Origin of the sequence: Sporosarcina soli (assembly GCF_042655805.1) — a bacterium.
GTDB lineage: Bacteria > Bacillota > Bacilli > Bacillales_A > Planococcaceae > Sporosarcina > Sporosarcina soli.
On the sequence record NZ_JBHSNO010000016.1, the window covers coordinates 108,071 to 125,370 of the forward strand.

19 protein-coding genes and 1 pseudogene are annotated in these 17,300 nt (G+C 38.7%); 5 read left to right on the forward strand and 15 right to left on the reverse strand.

The annotated features are described in order from the left end of the window. Positions 1-65 precede the first annotated feature (65 nt). Positions 66-2,672 (reverse strand): cation-translocating P-type ATPase, encoded by a 2,607-nt coding sequence (locus ACFPRA_RS21190; protein WP_381439161.1) that lies wholly within the window; start codon positions 2,670-2,672, stop codon positions 66-68. 264 nt (positions 2,673-2,936) lie between these two features. Between ACFPRA_RS21190 and ACFPRA_RS21195 the strand changes: the two genes are divergently transcribed. After that, positions 2,937-3,695, forward strand: a complete 759-nt coding sequence (locus ACFPRA_RS21195; RefSeq protein WP_381439164.1) for an HpcH/HpaI aldolase family protein — start codon at positions 2,937-2,939, stop codon at positions 3,693-3,695. Positions 3,696-3,854: 159 nt separating this feature from the next. Next, on the forward strand, positions 3,855-5,030 hold the full coding sequence (locus tag ACFPRA_RS21200; protein WP_381439166.1) for a pyridoxal phosphate-dependent aminotransferase: 1,176 nt from the start codon (positions 3,855-3,857) through the stop codon (positions 5,028-5,030). 135 nt (positions 5,031-5,165) lie between these two features. On the opposite strand, the gene ACFPRA_RS21205 is transcribed toward ACFPRA_RS21200, so the two are convergent. The 11 genes from ACFPRA_RS21205 to ACFPRA_RS21255 form a co-directional block, all read right to left on the reverse strand. Beyond that, entirely contained in the window at positions 5,166-5,345 is a 180-nt protein-coding gene (locus ACFPRA_RS21205; RefSeq protein ID WP_381439168.1) for a hypothetical protein, read from the reverse strand. 14 nt (positions 5,346-5,359) lie between these two features. Continuing rightward, positions 5,360-5,968, reverse strand: coding sequence for an ABC-2 transporter permease (locus ACFPRA_RS21210; RefSeq protein ID WP_381439170.1), 609 nt, complete (start codon positions 5,966-5,968; stop codon positions 5,360-5,362). Continuing rightward, positions 5,961-6,830, reverse strand: coding sequence for an ABC transporter ATP-binding protein (locus ACFPRA_RS21215; protein WP_381439172.1), 870 nt, complete (start codon positions 6,828-6,830; stop codon positions 5,961-5,963). The genes ACFPRA_RS21210 and ACFPRA_RS21215 overlap by 8 nt, the downstream gene beginning before the upstream one ends. After that, positions 6,830-7,207, reverse strand: coding sequence for a GntR family transcriptional regulator (locus ACFPRA_RS21220; protein WP_381439174.1), 378 nt, complete (start codon positions 7,205-7,207; stop codon positions 6,830-6,832). Before ACFPRA_RS21220 ends, ACFPRA_RS21215 begins: the two co-directional genes overlap by 1 nt. 147 nt (positions 7,208-7,354) lie before the next feature. Beyond that, positions 7,355-8,152 (reverse strand): Rpn family recombination-promoting nuclease/putative transposase, encoded by a 798-nt coding sequence (locus ACFPRA_RS21225; protein WP_381439176.1) that lies wholly within the window; start codon positions 8,150-8,152, stop codon positions 7,355-7,357. Positions 8,153-8,348: 196 nt separating this feature from the next. Continuing rightward, positions 8,349-9,752 (reverse strand): YfcC family protein, encoded by a 1,404-nt coding sequence (locus ACFPRA_RS21230; RefSeq protein WP_381439179.1) that lies wholly within the window; start codon positions 9,750-9,752, stop codon positions 8,349-8,351. A gap of 264 nt (positions 9,753-10,016) precedes the next feature. After that, on the reverse strand, positions 10,017-10,283 hold the full coding sequence (locus ACFPRA_RS21235) for a DUF4190 domain-containing protein (RefSeq protein ID WP_381439181.1): 267 nt from the start codon (positions 10,281-10,283) through the stop codon (positions 10,017-10,019). Between the two features lie 49 nt (positions 10,284-10,332). After that, a complete protein-coding gene (locus tag ACFPRA_RS21240) occupies positions 10,333-10,941 on the reverse strand; it encodes a hypothetical protein (protein WP_381439183.1) in 609 nt (202 codons plus the stop codon). A gap of 34 nt (positions 10,942-10,975) precedes the next feature. Then, positions 10,976-11,479, reverse strand: coding sequence for a DUF4275 family protein (locus ACFPRA_RS21245; protein ID WP_381439185.1), 504 nt, complete (start codon positions 11,477-11,479; stop codon positions 10,976-10,978). Between the two features lie 59 nt (positions 11,480-11,538). Beyond that, positions 11,539-12,090 (reverse strand): hypothetical protein, encoded by a 552-nt coding sequence (locus ACFPRA_RS21250; protein WP_381439187.1) that lies wholly within the window; start codon positions 12,088-12,090, stop codon positions 11,539-11,541. Between the two features lie 112 nt (positions 12,091-12,202). Continuing rightward, positions 12,203-12,862 (reverse strand): hypothetical protein, encoded by a 660-nt coding sequence (locus ACFPRA_RS21255; RefSeq protein ID WP_381439190.1) that lies wholly within the window; start codon positions 12,860-12,862, stop codon positions 12,203-12,205. Positions 12,863-13,166: 304 nt separating this feature from the next. Here ACFPRA_RS21255 and ACFPRA_RS21260 point away from each other — a divergent pair, with 304 nt between their 5' ends. Then, positions 13,167-13,922, forward strand: coding sequence for a protein kinase domain-containing protein (locus ACFPRA_RS21260; RefSeq protein ID WP_381439193.1), 756 nt, complete (start codon positions 13,167-13,169; stop codon positions 13,920-13,922). A gap of 274 nt (positions 13,923-14,196) precedes the next feature. On the opposite strand, the gene ACFPRA_RS21265 is transcribed toward ACFPRA_RS21260, so the two are convergent. The 3 genes from ACFPRA_RS21265 to ACFPRA_RS21275 are packed head-to-tail and all read right to left on the reverse strand — an operon-like array spanning position 14,197 to position 15,056. Beyond that, a complete protein-coding gene (locus ACFPRA_RS21265; protein WP_381439195.1) occupies positions 14,197-14,475 on the reverse strand; it encodes a YkvA family protein in 279 nt (92 codons plus the stop codon). Positions 14,476-14,521: 46 nt separating this feature from the next. Continuing rightward, positions 14,522-14,911, reverse strand: a complete 390-nt coding sequence (locus ACFPRA_RS21270; protein WP_381439197.1) for a sporulation protein — start codon at positions 14,909-14,911, stop codon at positions 14,522-14,524. Positions 14,912-14,927: 16 nt separating this feature from the next. Continuing rightward, entirely contained in the window at positions 14,928-15,056 is a 129-nt protein-coding gene (locus ACFPRA_RS21275; protein ID WP_381439199.1) for an FbpB family small basic protein, read from the reverse strand. Between the two features lie 502 nt (positions 15,057-15,558). Here ACFPRA_RS21275 and ACFPRA_RS21280 point away from each other — a divergent pair. Further along, positions 15,559-15,865, forward strand: a pseudogene (locus ACFPRA_RS21280) (PadR family transcriptional regulator). A gap of 16 nt (positions 15,866-15,881) precedes the next feature. After that, positions 15,882-17,075 (forward strand): chromate transporter, encoded by a 1,194-nt coding sequence (locus tag ACFPRA_RS21285; protein ID WP_381439201.1) that lies wholly within the window; start codon positions 15,882-15,884, stop codon positions 17,073-17,075. The last annotated feature ends 225 nt before the right edge of the window (positions 17,076-17,300 follow it).

The following is a 17,300-nucleotide window of genomic DNA, read 5'->3' on the forward strand; positions in this document are numbered from 1 at the left end:
CTCACTTTGATATTTACTTGTGGTATTGTAAGTTTCTTAAAGTGGAATCCAAAATAGAATGACCATCATTTCCTTCTAACAAACAGCACTTTAACCCATTGATTCACCAAGAACGGCATAAAGGCCAAACTATAAATCCACCAAAATTGTTCGATACTCAATGTTGCAACCTTAAACACACCAGCAAGTGCTGGGACAAACAAGACAAGATGCAAGGAAAGAATACCTACAAAAAACGCCACCCAGGTGTATTTATTTGTAAACAAGCCAATTGCGAAAATGGATTCCTTGGATCTGGAGTTGAAACCATGTACCAATCTGGCCAAACATAAAGTTGTGAACGCCATTGTGCTTGCGGTAAGCGTATCTCCTGTTGACAAACCCATTCGAAAAGCGAAGATTGTAGCGATTGCGATCAATAGACCTTCGAGCATCACTTGCGTGGTAAAGGCTTTATTTAATAGTGGGGAGTGAATATTTCTCGGCTTGTCCTTCATCGTTTTTTTATTATGCGGCTCTAAACCGATCGCAATGGCTGGCAAACTATCCGTCAACAAGTTGATGAATAATAAATGCACCGGTGCAAAGGGAACAGGTAAACCTAACACTGTTGCATATAACACTACGAAAATGGCACCTGCATTTCCGGATAATAAAAAGAGAATGGCATTTTTTATATTCGTATAGATGCTTCTTCCATTCGAAATCGCTTTGACAATCGTTGTAAAATTATCATCCGTTAAAATCATAGAAGATGCATCTTTCGCGACTTCGGTACCGGTTCTCCCCATTGCCACACCGATATCGGCTTGTCTCAAGGCAGGTCCGTCATTGACGCCATCCCCCGTCATCGCGACGACATGTCCTTTCTCCTGCCAAGCCTTCACAATACGAATTTTATGCTCTGGCGTTACACGGGCAAAGACAGAGACATCTTGCACTTTTTCTTGGAGTTCTTGATCGGTTAAGCGTTCGATTTCATAACCTTCGATCGCTTCTGATGGATTTTTTAAGATCCCGATTTGTTGAGCAATGGCCGTAGCAGTTATTTTATGATCGCCTGTAATCATGACGGGTTTAATCCCCGCTCTTATACAACTTTCAACGGCTGCTTGCGACTCATTTCTCGGAGGGTCCATCATTGCCACTAACCCGACAAAAGTAAAATCCTTTTCGTCATTTACATCAATTGTTCGATTTCGCTGTACCTCTTTATAAGCAATTGCCAGTACCCGAAGTCCACTCATCGAAAACTGACGATTCACTTCTTCGATTTTTTGACGTTGTGCTTGTGTCATCACTCGAAGACCGTTCGCAGTTTCGATCTTCACTAGTTTAGGAAGAAGAACATCCAATGCTCCCTTTGTGATCATGACTGTTTGCTGATTAAACCGATGTACCGTACTCATCAGCTTCCGCCCTGAATCAAAAGGCAGTTCTGCCACCCGTGGATACTGCTCTCTGACAGTCAACTCGTTGAAATCGTATTGTCTCCCTAATTTCACCAATGCCATTTCAGTAGGATCACCGATTTCTTGCTGCTCTTTTTCAAATGCGTCATTGCATAGCAGTGCTTGTACAATCAATTTGTTTTCGATGGCATTCGCGGTTTGTAGTTCATTATACGGAATGACTTTTTGATCCACATAGACGTTTAGGACCGTCATTTTATTTTCCGTTAACGTGCCTGTCTTGTCTGAGCAAATGACCGATACACTTCCAAGGCTTTCAACCGCATAGAGCTTGCGGATAATGGCATTCTCCTTCGCCATTTTTCGTGTTCCAAACGCTAACACGATGGTAACGATGGAGCTCAATGCCTCTGGAATGGCCGCAACTGCAAGCGATACGGCAAACATGAACGATTCTACCAATTCGCGTCCCCGCACAAGATCAATCGCAAAAATGGCTACGCAAATCATCGTAATTCCTAACGCCAATTTTTCGCCGAAATGGTCTAAGCTGACTTGTAAAGGGGTTTTCTTCTCTTTTGCACTATCCAATAAGTTTGCGATTTTTCCAATTTCCGTTTCCATTCCGATTGCCGTCACAACAGCTAGTCCACGTCCATTGGTGACAAAGCTACCCGTGAACACCATATTTTTTTGATCGCCAAGAGGGACATCCTCGTCATCGATTGGCACGGTACTCTTCCCTACAGCCAGCGATTCACCTGTCAGCGAACTTTCATTGATCTGCAAATTATGGCTTTCGATTAATCGTCCATCCGCACTGATAAAATCCCCAGCTTCCAAATAAAGAAGATCGCCAACGACGATATCTGCAGATGCAACCTCTACGATTTGATTGTTCCGCACCACTTTTGCAACAGGCGAAGTCAACTCTTTCAAATTATCCAAAGACTGTTCTGCCTTCACATGCTGGACAGTACCCAAAACAGCATTCAAGATGACAACAATCAGGATGACAATCGTACTGCCCACTTCGCCCAATAAAAATGAAATGAACGCCGCAACGAGTAAAATAATGACTAACAGATCTTTAAACTGCCCAAAGAACACGGCAAATGCGCTTGTCCTTTTCCCTTCCAACAATTCATTCGTACCGTATACTTCTTGTCTCATTTGGACGTCATAATCACTCAGCCCTTCACGGGTCACGTCCAGCTTCTCCATCACTTCAAAAGATGATTTACGATGATATTCTGACATATGGCTTGTCCTTTCTCATGCTAATAGTCAATTGGGTGAACTTGTTTTCCCACTCTACCTCCGTCATGCTTACATCATCGTATTCTTCAGACGCTTGGAGTATGCCTACAAGGGAGATAGAAAAAGGACAAGTCCAACCCATGTATCAAACCTTTTAAAAATCTTGTACTCTCTAGGGTGGCTCTGATTTTAAACAGTTTTATATAGAAGATGTCAGGTACAATGATATAGTTAGTCTATTAATTGATGAGTGGGGGTTGTTGGATGATGGGTTCATTAAAGAGTAGGTTGTTAGGTGGGTACAAAGCGGTGGGTGTCCTGATTGGTGATTATTCCCCGTCAATGGTTGAAGTGTATGGTCATCTCGAATTTGATTTTGTTTTCATCGATGATGAGCATGGCGCTTTCAGTTATTCGGAGTTGGAACATATGGTGCGCGCAGCAGATGCGGTACAAATCGCTCCCATTGTCAGGGTTTCCTATGATGAGTCCGGCATACAGAAAGTGTTGGATCGTGGTGCTAAAGGAATCCATATTCCGATGGTCAATACGAAAGAAGAAGCGGAAAAAGTCGTACAACAGGCTAAATTTCCACCACATGGGAAAAGAGGAGCCGCTTATTATATTCGTGCTGCACAATATGGCAAAGTTCGCGGAACAAACTATTTACAGAGCGCCAATGAGGAAACGTTGGTGATCGTCCATATCGAAACTCCACAAGCAGTGGCAAACTTCGATGCCATTATGAGTGTTCCGGGCATTGATATGGCTTTCATCGGATCGACAGATTTAGCGGTTAGTATGGGGTATACAGATGGTCCTGACCATCCGGAAGTCCAAAAAGTAATCGAACAATTATTTGAGAAGGGCCGGAAATTAGGCGTACTAATGGGAGCTGTTGCGGCAAGTAAAGAACAAGTCAGAAGGGAATTTGAGCGAGGCGCAAATTATGTCGCAGTAGTCGGCACTTCCGTCATTTCAAAAGCTTTTCGTGAGGTACTGGATGTGGCAAAAGAATCATAAGTGATTAGGAAATACTATGAATAATTCAAGAGCATATACCTCTAAAAATTGTTATAATGATAAATGAATTGTAAAAATCGTCATTAGTATAAAGATAAAGATTAGTTTACACATTTCTACCAAAAATCGTTGACTATTCAAGGGAAGGAAGAAGAATGAATGGCTAGTATATCTGAAGTTATGGCAAAAGGTTTACAAGGTGGATCTTGGGTTCGAAAGTTATTTGATGAAGGAGCAAGATTAAAAAAAGAGTTCGGCGAGGATCAAGTTTTTGATTTTTCACTTGGTAATCCATTTAATAAACCACCCGAAGCATTTACAAAAGCCTTACTTGAAGAGGCAGGACAGGTTAATCACGGATATATACCAAACCAGGGAATTCCTGAGACAAGAATGAAAGTAGCAGAATTCCTAGCCACTCGGTTCAACACTGAAATTTCGTTTGAGCATGTTGTCATGACTGTCGGTGCAGGGGGAGCCTTGAATTCCGCATTAAAAAGTATTTTAAACAGTGGTGAAGAAGTGATTGTACTTTCACCTTATTTTGCCGAGTATGATGCATATATTGAAAATTTTGGCGGCAAAGTGGTTCGTTGTATGCTAAATGACCAGTTTGAAATTGATATCGAAGCGGTTAGGCAATCCATCACCCCACTCACAAAAGGGATTATTATAAATACACCTCATAACCCGACGGGCACAATACTGAGTCAAGAAAACCTTAACGAACTTGGAGCATTATTAAAAGAGGCAGAAGAAAAAAGCGGAGAACCGATTTATATGCTTTTTGATGAACCTTACGCCCAATTGATATTTGAAGGCGAACAAGTCAATCCATTTCTTTCACATGATAAAGTCATTTTGGCTAGTTCCTTCAGTAAAGACCTTGGGATCGCTGGGGAGAGACTTGGTTATATCGCATTAAACAAAAACACACCAGATGCTGACTTGTTAATAAGTGCGTTCGTTTATGCTCATCGCACGCTTGGCTTTGTCAATGCACCCGCTTTGATGCAACGTGCAATTGCCAAAATGCCTGATTTAACAGTGGACGCAACTCCTTACAAAGTGCGAAGAGACAAGATTGTCGAAATTCTATCCGATGCCGGATTTGAATTCGCTGTGCCAAAAGGTGGTTTCTTTGTGTTTCCAAAGGCACCGATTGCCGATGATGTGGAATTTTGCAATCATGCTGCACAGAAATATAAATTACTAATCGTACCGGGTACCGGATTTGGATTAAGCGGTCATTTCAGACTATGCTACAGTGTACCATTGGAAACCATCGAGAATTCACGTGAAGCCTTCATTTCTTTATATAATAATTTCAAATAAATAGATTTAGGGGGACTCTTCTTCCGATTCTAATAAAAGTTGCCAGCTGCTAAAATTATTTTAGAGCTGGCAACTTTTTTGCTATTCTTTTTTCTCAGCTTCTCAATCACCTCCTTATCCAAAATTGGAGGGATTTCATTTTTTATTTTTTCTAAGTCGAGATACACCATAAATAATTGCCAAAAGCACGAAGCCAATTAGAATGAGTATATTCGTCAGTGGATCAGTAATGCGCGGTATTGAATCCTGAAATACCTTTAAAAGAATTAATAATCCAATACCGATAATAATTCCAGCGACTGTTGCTTTTGACATTATTTTTTCTCCCCTTAAAAAACTTTTCTCTCATAAATACGAATTGACAATAGCCATGAACATGCATAGAGCGTCAAAACTGCCAATGCGATGATCAAATAAAGCTGAGCAGTTTGTACAGTTAATAACACTTGCACAAACTCCCTCATTATATCGTTTAAATTCGGAATAAAGAAATTAACGACAACGAGATAAATAGCAAAGAAAACAACCGAAGCTATAAACATATATTGGCTTTTAAATTTATACGAAAAGGGGAAAAACAATGAAATGGCCACCATTACAAGGCTAACCATAAACAAAATGTCTTTCCATGCTGTTATTTCTTGATGGATCAATAAATTACCTATAAAAATGATACAAACAACCAAACTCATGAAAATAAAAGCACCGATGTATTTCGAACTGACAATCTCTTTCCGTGTATACGGCAAAGAATTCAGTAGCATATGGATTGAAGTCTTTTCGTCGTTCGCAAAAGCATTCATGATGATGACTACGCTAAAGACAATCCCTACCCAAATCGATGAAGTATTTAACAGCAAATAAACAAGCAAAGCAGGCAACAAAATCAGTAACGTTGATTTTTGTAAGACGATATCTTTACGAATTAAATTAAACATGCTGCTCCGCTCCTTTCTTCGTATAGAACATAATATCTTCTAGCGTAGGTTTCTCTGTCAAAACCATATCTCCAAAGATAGTTCTGACTCGTGCCTTACGATCCGTTAATGCTACAAAACCATGAGCGGATTTTCGAATTGCTATAAATTCCCGTTCTGTATCCGCATCTAACAGCTCCATTCCGCCTTTCACAATGGCATAATCTTCTTCAATTCGGTAAAATTCCTTTGTGAAAATATGCTCGCCGTTATGAATAAACGTTATATAATCTGCAATGCGGTCTAAATCAGTCGTAATATGTGTAGAAAAGAAAATGGTTTTCTCTCCATCTTGCATGAGATCATGCAAGATATCCAATAACTCCCTCCGAAAAATCGGATCCAAACCGGATGTCGGTTCATCCATAATAATTAATTCCGCCTGATGCGATAAAGCGACGGTTAACGACGCTTTCATCATCATTCCTTTTGAAAATGTTTTAATCTTTTTCGTTAATGGCAATTCAAATGTTTGAACATAATAATCGAAGAGGTTATCATCCCAATTGGAGTAGGACGGTTTTATAATTCTTTTCATTTCTGCCAATGTTACATTTTCATAAAAAATATTTTCATCAAAGACAAAACCGATACGCTGTTTGATTTCTTTTTCATGATCTTTATAATTCAAACCGAATAGGGAAACCGTTCCGCTATCTGGTTGCAATAAATTCATAATCAGTTTAATCGTCGTGGACTTCCCAACACCATTTCCACCAATAAACCCCGTTACGAAGCCTTTTTTAACGGTCATCGAAAAATCCTTTAGTTGAAAACCATCAAATGATTTATGAACATGCTGTAATTCGATTACGTTTTCCATCATTCACCCTCCGTATATAATAATGTCAGCATTTCCTTTAATTCTGTTAAGCTCAAGCCCATTTCCTTTCCATTTTGGATGGCCATACTTAACTTTTCTTCAATCGCTTTCATCTTTCTTTCCTTCATCATCTCTAAATTTTGCTCCGCGACGAACGAACCTTTTCCTACTATGGAATAGATAAAACCATTTTTCTCAAGTTCCTCATAAGCACGTTTCGTTGTAATGACACTAATCTCCAAATCCTTCGCGAGCTGGCGCATCGAAGGAAGTGACTGCCCCTCTTGCAATTCGCCTGTTAAGATAAGCTTTTTGATTTGCGCATAGATTTGCCCATAAATCGGCTCTTTGGAACTGTTCGAAATGATAATTTGCATGCAAAAACCTCTTTATGAATTATTGTATATATACTATATACACACTATATACATATTATTCTTCTTTTGCAAACTAAATTTTTATTACACTAAAAAAATTGCCAGATGCTAAAACGATTCTGAACCGTTTTAGATCTGGCAACTTTTTTATCTATTCTTACTTCTCAACTTCTCAATCGCCTCTTTATTCATATTGGTTACTTTGGTAATCAAGTCATCTGGTAAGCCCTCTTTCAACATCTCTAATACAACTTTTTCTATACCTTTTTCTATACCTTTCCTTTCTCCCTCTTCTCTTATCCGTGTAAAAACGGCTTCCATGGTTGGGGATAGGTCTTCATTGTTAAATTGAACCATCTGCTTAACCTCCTTTTCTATAATCGGAACCATTGTATCGTAAAACTGTTCCGTCAACTCTTTCGGCAGGCGCAATAAATAGTCGATAAAGTAGAATACAGCTAAAATCTCCGTATGCGAATAGCGATCACTTTGCAAAATTTCCCGCATCAATTTCATTTTAAACGTATATCGTTTGTCCGCATCTTCCCGCGTATCGTTCATATATTTTGCTGCAAGGACAACTTTGCTGAAGAGCTTATCCGATTTCTCCAGCTCTTCATTGTCATAATCGCTAAGCTTACAATTAGTATACGCGTAGTGCAACTCCGTGCCAAAATAAGAATAGTGGAATTGAGTCGGGAATGTACTTTGATGCGGTGATGTCATGACGGCGATTGCGACAATCTCCTTATGATAGCGATCATAAATCCGATAAAAGTATTGAAACATGCGCTCAGCAAAGTCCTTTTCATTGTCACTTTGCACTTCCACATGAATCAAAACCCACTTTTCCTCGCCGTCTTTCAAATGCACTTTGACAAGTTGATCCGCCCATTGACGTCCTTTTTTCTTATCCATGATTTTTTGAAAAAGCTCTTGTTGCAAATGCATATACACTTCGATAATGGAGTTTTATCATTTGAAAAGGAGGCAAATTCAAGATTTCCCCCTATAAACGGACCAAATATTTTTTTTGCGCTTATTCAGCTTCGATACATATAGATTAACCTATGAAAATCGCCTACCATCAAAAAAACCACTCCATCGAAAGAAAACCGGAGTGGCATAAATTGTTACTTTATTATACTGGTCCCCAGTTAATCAACACTGCTATACAGAGGACGATTATCGAAATGACAACCCAGATTAAGAAAAGAGGAAGCATCCACTTTGCCCATTTCACATAAGGAACACCTGCAACCGCTAAGCAGGCCATCAAGGTACCTGATGTCGGGAAGATGCTGTTTGTCAATCCATCCCCGAACTGGAATGCTTGGACCGCAACTTGGCGAGTCAACCCAAGCATGTCAGCGAGCGGTGTTAGAATCGGCATGGCGATCATCGCTTGACCACTTCCGGAGGGAACTAAAAAGTTTAGCGCCATATTGGCGACGAACATGCCAATGGCGGCAAGAATCGGTGGTAAATTTTCAAGTGGAAGAGCAATCGCGTAGACGAATGTATCCAGAATATGTGCGTTTTCCATAACAATTAAGATCGCGCGTGCCACACCGATGATCAAAGCTCCGTAGACGAGATTTTTACAGCCCTCCAAAAATGTTAAAGTAATTTTGTTATAGTTCATGCCGGCTAAGATACCAGAACCAATTCCGATGACGATGAAAAATGCCGCCATATGATTGATAGACCAACTGAACTTAATCGTCGCATACACGAAGAAAAGAAGCGCTAGCCCAACAAACAACAAAATCAGTTTATGTCGAGTTGTAAAAGGTTCTTGCAGAGCTTCTTCCGAATTTTCATTCGTTTGCATGTCCAAAATACCGACAAGACTTTTCGTAGGATCATTTAGTATTTTTTTTGCATATAACCATGTATATAAAATCGTAACGCCCACGATGATGACAAAGACAATGACGCGTAATAACATCCCCGAGAAGATCGGTACTTCGGCAATGGTTTGAGCGATTCCAACTGTGTAAGGATTGAGGAAACCGACGTTGAAGCCTGCGAAAGTGGCCCCAAATGTGATGGCAACCGCAATGAGGGCATCCAAGCGAAGTGCTCTTGCGATGATAAGGCCAATCGCGACAAATGGAATGACCGAGTTGGCGACAGCCCCGACCGCCCCACCAAGCGCAAACAATACAGAAATAATGACGATAAGCCAAAACTCTTTCCCTTGCGTTTTGGCGACAGCGCGCATGATCCCGCCTTTGATGGCGCCCGATCTTTCCACAATTTCAAAAGCGCCTCCAGCAAATAATACTAAGAAAATAATACCTCCGGATTCCACCATTCCGTTCTGTAAGGCAAGGAAAAGATCCATAAAGCCTGTTCCATCATTTTCGGCTTTGCTATATGTATTAGGGACGACCCGTTCTACCCCGTCAACGACTTCCCTTTCAAACGAACCGGCTGGAACAAAATAAGTAGCCGCTGCAGCCAATAATAATACGATGAATAAAATAACATATGTATCTGGCATTTCCAGTTTCCATCTTTTCAGATTGCTGTCTTTCATAGTTTCTGTCTCCTCCTAGGTGTATTAATATGACGAAAGATGAATAAATACTCATATTTGAATTTAAATAGAAGTATAATTGTTTTTGAAACATAAATCAAACCCAATTTTAATTCTTTCACTAGAAGCTATATTTAGAACCATTTAGCGTAACAATAATAATTGAATGGAAGCAAACAGGTAACTGGAAATCGAAAAAGGGCCAAGTAATCCGTCAACGATTACTTGGCCCTTTCTTCTAATTTATTTCGTTTGAGAGACAAGCTACGAACTTACAGGCGTCATCGAGTAAAATATCACCACATTCAACAAGCCAATGAATTGAATGGTAATGCCAACAATGCTACAGGTTAAACCCGCAGTCGCCAATCCTCTGCCCTCTTCTTTTGTTTGGGAAATTTCCTTTACTGCTTTCCTTGAAAATATCACCCCGATCACACCAAGAGCTACTCCAATGATGGGGACTAGAATAGAAAGAATACCCAATATTAAAGAAATGATCGCAGGACTATTGGTTTTCGTTTGATTCATCATTCATTTTCCCCTTTGTACATTCGTCTTCTCGATCGTTTCAATTGCTTCATTCATGACTTTCCTCGATTTTCATCTTCAGTAAAAGCACCCGGCTATCTTCTTTGATCATCTGCTTGACTGCCTCTTCATCTTGAAAATCATACGTCCTTATTGCATTACCAGCGGATTGTCTATAGACGGCGAGCAATTTCGTTTCTCCTAATGATAATGCCACTTTTTCATCACCGATCGCATAATCCCATGCACTAAAGCGATTTGGGACATTCAAACTTTCAATTTTAACCGGTGATGTGGATACACTTGGCGCATACAGAAAAAGTATAGACTCCTCTGTGGTCGAATTGATGATGCCAAATCCTAAATGACCTTCTGTCACTTGTTGAGGACTTGACCCGTAGGCTATTTGAGTGAGGGGATCCGGCTCCTTTTCACCATCTTGATAACCTTCTACCCAAATCGTGACCATTCTTTTATCCGCATCAGGCAATCGAAAATTAAAATCAAAAAGAATGCCCAGATTCAAATCTTTAAAGGTATGTATATATTCCGAATCAGCATTAGCTGAAATTGTAGCTGTCTCCTTATTTGGCTTCGTACAGCCCGAAATTAACAAGAAGATAAGTACTGCGATAAAAATTAGTTTAATCTTCTTCAAACAATCTTCTCCCATCTTTAAGGTTTTCGCATCATCATTTCACATGATAAAAATAAGGTCCGCACATAGATTCATGAGTATGTATATAAGTCCAAGTGAAATGCTTATCAAAAATATAAATATCTTGCTGCGAATCAAAATCAGCGGCAATGACTTTATGTGCATGGCTACATTGCATCACATAAGGTGAATTTTGATACATCACATAGAGTTCATCCTTAGATACAGCATCAAAAGCTTTCCGTGCTGCCGTTTCCTTGAAACAATCTTGTTTTTCATAGCTAAAAATATGCCATTTGAATTGGTCGTAATGAATGGATTCCCGCATTTCTTCATTAACATTCTTTGCAAATGTACTATCCCATAAGTCTTTAATTTCTTCTGCTTCTCCAAATAATTCTTCGATCATTACACCTTTGTCCAATAAACTCTTCTTGAACAAGTAGCCCTCATGAATAAATTTGATTGACCAATAGACACTTTCCAACTCTTCTTCTGGTAAATCTTCTAAGATTCCCTCAATTTGAGCCCTGATCATTTGTAGACCTCCTTATCAAAAGATACCTATGTCCGAAACAACCATGAAAGATAATACGTTCATATCGTTTCTTTAAACTCGTTATAAAAATATTTGTAACGATCAAATGTGTCAACGAAAGACATGTGTAAATTATGATATCGCCTTTTTAATGATGCCCTTGAACTGTATTTAGCATTTTTTAATTCCACTATGCTTTCTTCAAGTGCTAAACAGTGTCGCAGTGTGTCTTTTAGGTACTCTTTTGTTTCTGTTGAATATGTTTCATGGAAGGCTAGTTCAATGAGGTGTTCCCTTTTATTTTTCACTTGTACAAGTATTTCTTCAAGGTCTGCTTTCCGCATCGATGTTCCATTTTCATTCAATAACCAATCCTGCTCAAACATATCCATGATATAAGCTGTACGGTTGAAGATTAAATGATCCGTTGAGCCAATTTCTTCATTTGTTTTAAAGGATTGAAGATCTTGCTGGTACTGTTCTACAAAAATAGCATCAGGTTTATAGGTCACTGATTTATCCACACTAAAGAAAGCATATGGGAATACCCAGCTCAGGATGATGACAAGAATAACTCCTCCACCAAGTTGGAACATTGTTTTCCGTTTCATAATTTACCCTCATTTATATAAAGCAATATTTTCCTAAATAGCATCACTCATTCACTAATAAATAACCTCTTTATTATGTCTTACTTTATCTATAAGCTTGATAGAAAAAATGTCAAAGTTTTCTTGTTCGATCTCCCGACTTAATGATAATGGAGACAAATCTTGCATTTCCCCATTCTATGTGGTTTTCCATCTGGGATACGTCAATATCCGTTTCAATGATCACTCGTTTCCGTTCTTTTCCACTTAACGTCACTGCATATGGTGCTCCGTTATTCATGAGTGATTCCATTTGGATATTATCTTCGAATGGATAGCGTTCATAAAATTCAATGTTAAATTGGGTAGTCTTGCTACTGAAATTTTCAAAAGGAAGTTCACATTTTCCATGCAGTGTTGCCTCATTTTTCATCTCGAAGGTACAAACACTTTTATCACTCTCATAGGAAATGGCGTAAATGCCGGTTGCAATCGTTTTTTGAAATAGATTCACTAAGAATAGAGGTGCAAAAACAGCTACCAATATGGCCATCATTACAGAACGAACACGATACTTTTTTAGTGATTTTACGAGTAAATAGAGGCTTACAATTAGCAACAACAATGACAACACGCCAATATAATGAAAGCCATTTACGGTTTTGATCGGTATATTGAACGCTGAAACAACCGCTTCTCCATAAGGGTTTTTATGTGGGAATGGAAAGCTTAACGCCATCGACAGCAAAAAAGGAATGAAGGCGAAATAGAGAAGTTTCTTATTCTTTATCAAGAAAATCCCCCTAACTTTTTAGTAATGTAAAACAATTTATCAGTAAAAATAGTTAGTCCTGATCATAAGCTTATCATGGTTCACTCGACAATTGGATAAATTTAGTGAAAAGAATGAATATCAAATGATCTTTTCAAATTTAAAATGCATGAAAATAGTGTACGGAGTATGTTATCGTAAATCATCGACAACAAAAGACGAGTAGACACATTTAAAAGAAGTGGTGAGGGGTATTTCAATTTTACGTTCAATCCGAAAAATTTATCAGCTTATTGTAGATAAACCTTTTAAAGAAGGGACAATTTTGCACGAACGCTATAAGGTTCTGAAGGTGATAGGGTCTGGAAGTTATGGAATTGTTTATCTATGTAAAGATTTAAAATCACAAGAGAACCGAGTCGTTAAACAGCTTCGTCCAAGTAAACGTCGTCACAGAAAAGAAGTCGAGCTATTTAAAAGTGAAATTGCTCTTTTGCATACCCTGAACCATAAAAAAATGCCAAAGTTATATGAAACCTTTTCAACGGACGGCTATTTCTTTTATGTCATGAGCTTTATTAATGGAGACAATTTGGAAGATCTTATTTTTTATAGCAAGAAAACGTTCAACGAGCAAGAATCCCTACTAATTCTTCATCAACTGCTTGGATTAGTCGATTATCTTCATACAAAAAATATTTACCATCAAGATTTACGAATTCCAAACATTTTACTAAAAAATAATGAGCTCTTTTTGATTGATTTCGGTTTATCACAACAACAAATTCTGAGTGCCCCATCTCAATTATCATCCGGCTCTTTACAGAACAACCAAGAAGATACCCAGGAAATGAAACAACAGGACTACTATGATTTGGGAGAAATACTTTTATATTTGCTCTATACGACGTACCCTTCAAAAAATAAAAAAGCTCTTCCTTGGACAGAAGAACTTTCTTTAATGAAGGAAACCGTTTATTTACTAAAAAGACTCTTACAGATCAAAGAACCTTATTCATCTGTTCGCGAAATTTCAACGGATCTTCATGCTGCACTTAGAGCGAATGAAAGAGAACATTGACCGCAGCGGTACAGGTTAGCTGCTGCTTCGCCCCCTGCGCTTGTAGCGGTCACTTCCACTAAACGGTGACCGGTTGTATCCCCGGTTACTACTACTTCCTTGGCGATAATAACGATTTCTTCGGTCACTACTATCTCGGCGATAGTGGCCATGTCTTCGCTCGCTGCTGCCTTGGGAAAGCTGCTTGATTTGTTTCATTATTTTTTTAAACATTTTCTTCCTCTTTTCATCATTTTTTAGAGCTTGTTCTTTTCCTTTATTTATAATCAATTTTCTAAATGACATTATATTTTTCTTTAAGGGATTGTGGAGCTATTTTTATCATTCTCCCGAGAACAAAACTCGCAACAGCAACATCATCAATGATTCCAATAAAAGTCAGGAAGTCTGGAATCAAATCAAAAGGAAAGAAGGCGTAGGTGAGAATCAGGAAAACCCCAAATACTTTTTTATGAACTTGCACATCCTCTGATACAAAAAACTCTTTTAAAAAAGGGATGAATTTCCAAAACTTCAATATAAATTTAATTCGTTGTAAATACCTGAACAACATGATCACCCTTTTCTAATTATTAACTAGAATTTTCATCCTAAACCTATCATTGGATAATTTGAATGATGTCTTGATTCCTACTCCCAACACCTTTGTCAAAAGTGAGCCTCGTTTTAAAATGATACGATACTTCCTCTGTTGAAACTGGACCAGAAGCTGGCAATTGAAAAGTAAATGGAACTTTATACAATTCCTCTGGTTGAATACGTATTGATGTTAAAATTGTTGTTGAATCGATTACTTTTTCTACATGGACAGTTTGATCATTTAAAACCAAATCACAGTCAATTCGTTTGATCTGTTGTTCGATGCTGCCGCCTTTGATCGAAAAATACCCATGAACAGAATCACCTAGCTTATACATTTTCTTTTGCAAGATAAGATTGATTTGTGCTGAACCTATTCCTAAAAGAGACATGTATTTCCTCAGTATCAACAGGCACCCTCCTGGATTACTTCTCTAAATTTATTATTTTTTCTTCTACGCGCTTCTCAATTTTTTCAATCAATGCCTTATCCTTTAGAATTTCCTCTTTGTTTTCTCTGATTAACTCCGACAAGGATACTATTTTCTTTTTCATGATATGATCACCTCTCTTTGTTGATATAGCTTCGTCCTATTTGTTATCGTGCAAAAAGTTCTGCATTTCCGATGATCCATCGCACGGAGAAAACATCGATTATTCCCAACAAAAAAACCTTTACCAATTTGTATGGTAAAGGTTTTCAAGTGTATAAAAAGGCCCTTACCAATCGGTAAAGGTCTCGCTAACAACGTTACGTTGCCAACAAAGCCGAGAGTGTTAATCCCTGTAATGACGACTTTGCTATAAAAGCTACTCCCCTTTAGGAGAAACTATTCAACTTTAATGAACTAAGCATAAATAATTTTGATAGGTTTGTCAATCGATTCGATTTTCTTTTGTTTCTTTACCTATTCTTCCTCACGATAGCGATGTTAAGGTTTGGTAAATTTCTATAGAATGACTTGGGACATTAGAGCAAAGGTATTATACTCGTGTTGTAGAAAATCAATACTGAGAATCAATATCGGTTTCTGATATTTAGAATTGAGGTGGCAGCTTGGAAGATAAAGTATTACGGAAACTTTTCTCGGTTTTATACACATCCATATTTTACATCACGCAAAATAACATCCCATTTTAGGTATAAGGATGTTGGAAGTGCTAAAGGGACATGGATATAACATTAGCTCAGGTACCCTCTATCCGATCGTTCATTCAATGGAGGCTGATGGACTTCTGATCAGAGAAGATCGAAATGTAAAAGGGTAAATTAGAAAGTATTATACAACGACCGAAAAAGGAAATCTTGTCCTGATTGAAGCTCAAAAAAAGACTATGAGCACTTCAAACAAATAAAAGACTAATAAAAAGGAGTTAATGATGAATCAGAAAAACTCGCAAAGTGGATTAAAAAGACTTCTGGAAATCTTGCTCGTCTCGACTCGACTTGGATTGACATCGTTTGGCGGACCGACAGCCCATTTAGGGTATTTTCATGAAGAGTATGTTCGTAGAAGAAAATGGATGGATGAAAAAAGCTATGCTGATTTAGTTGCTTTAGCACAATTCCTGCCTGGTCCAGCGAGTAGTCAAGTAGGAATCGGGATAGGAGTGATGCGAGCAGGCGTATTAGGTGGGCTTGTATCGTTTATCGGGTTTACACTTCCTTCGGTTATTGCACTTATCCTGTTTGCCTTGCTACTTGAAGGTTTTGATATTGGAAATGCCGGATGGATACACGGGTTGAAAATTGTGGCCGTTGTAGTAGTTGCCCATGCTATTCTCGGGATGTCAAAAAACTTGACCCCTGACTTAAAAAGAAAGACCATTGCTCTATTTGCACTCGTAAGTACGCTTCTTTGGCAGACAGCCTTTACACAAGTCGGTGTCATTTTGATTGCTGCTCTCTTTGGATTCCTTCTATATAAACAACACAAAGAAAACGCGGAATGGAGTTCGACGTTTCCAATTGCTAAAAGTGTTTCAATAATATGTCTGCTGTTGTTTTTCGCCTTGCTTTTCCTTTTACCGATTATTAGAGAAGTCACTGGATCATACTGGGTGGCTCTGTTCGATAGTTTTTATCGATCCGGTTCTTTAGTGTTCGGTGGGGGGCATGTCGTTTTGCCTTTACTGGAACAGGAACTAGTGCCAAATGGATGGGTCAGCGAAGAGGCATTCTTAGCCGGATATGGAGCTACCCAAGCGGTACCCGGTCCCCTGTTTACCTTCGCTGCCTATTTAGGAGCCGTTATGAAAGGATGGCAAGGTGGTTTAGTTGCAACAATCGCCGTATTTTTACCTGCCTTCCTTTTGATACTCGGTGCATTACCTTTTTGGGATGCTTTACGAAGCAATCCGAAAATTAAAGGCGCGATCATGGGCGTAAATGCAGCAGTCGTCGGTATCTTGATCTCCGCACTCTATCACCCAATTTGGACAAGTTCCATCTTAGCACCCGCCGATTTCGCGTTAGCCGCAATTCTGTTTAGTATGCTTGTCTATTGGAAGCTTCCACCTTGGATGATTGTCGTTTCTGGGGCAATAGGCGGTACACTTTTGACATTTCTGTAATTGTCATTCTCTTCGCAATAATATAGAGTCCAAAAGCGCATAAAATCTTTGCGTTTAAGGCGCTTTTGTGTTGTTGTGGATTTAAAATAAAGTCGCGACGTTTATAAAAATGTTGTGCTGTTTTTCTCCCTTAATAATCTTTGTCTAAGAATATTTTTATAGAAATGAAAAGGAATCGATTTTTTTTTACATTCGATCCTTTTCACCCTGTAATCAAGGTTATCT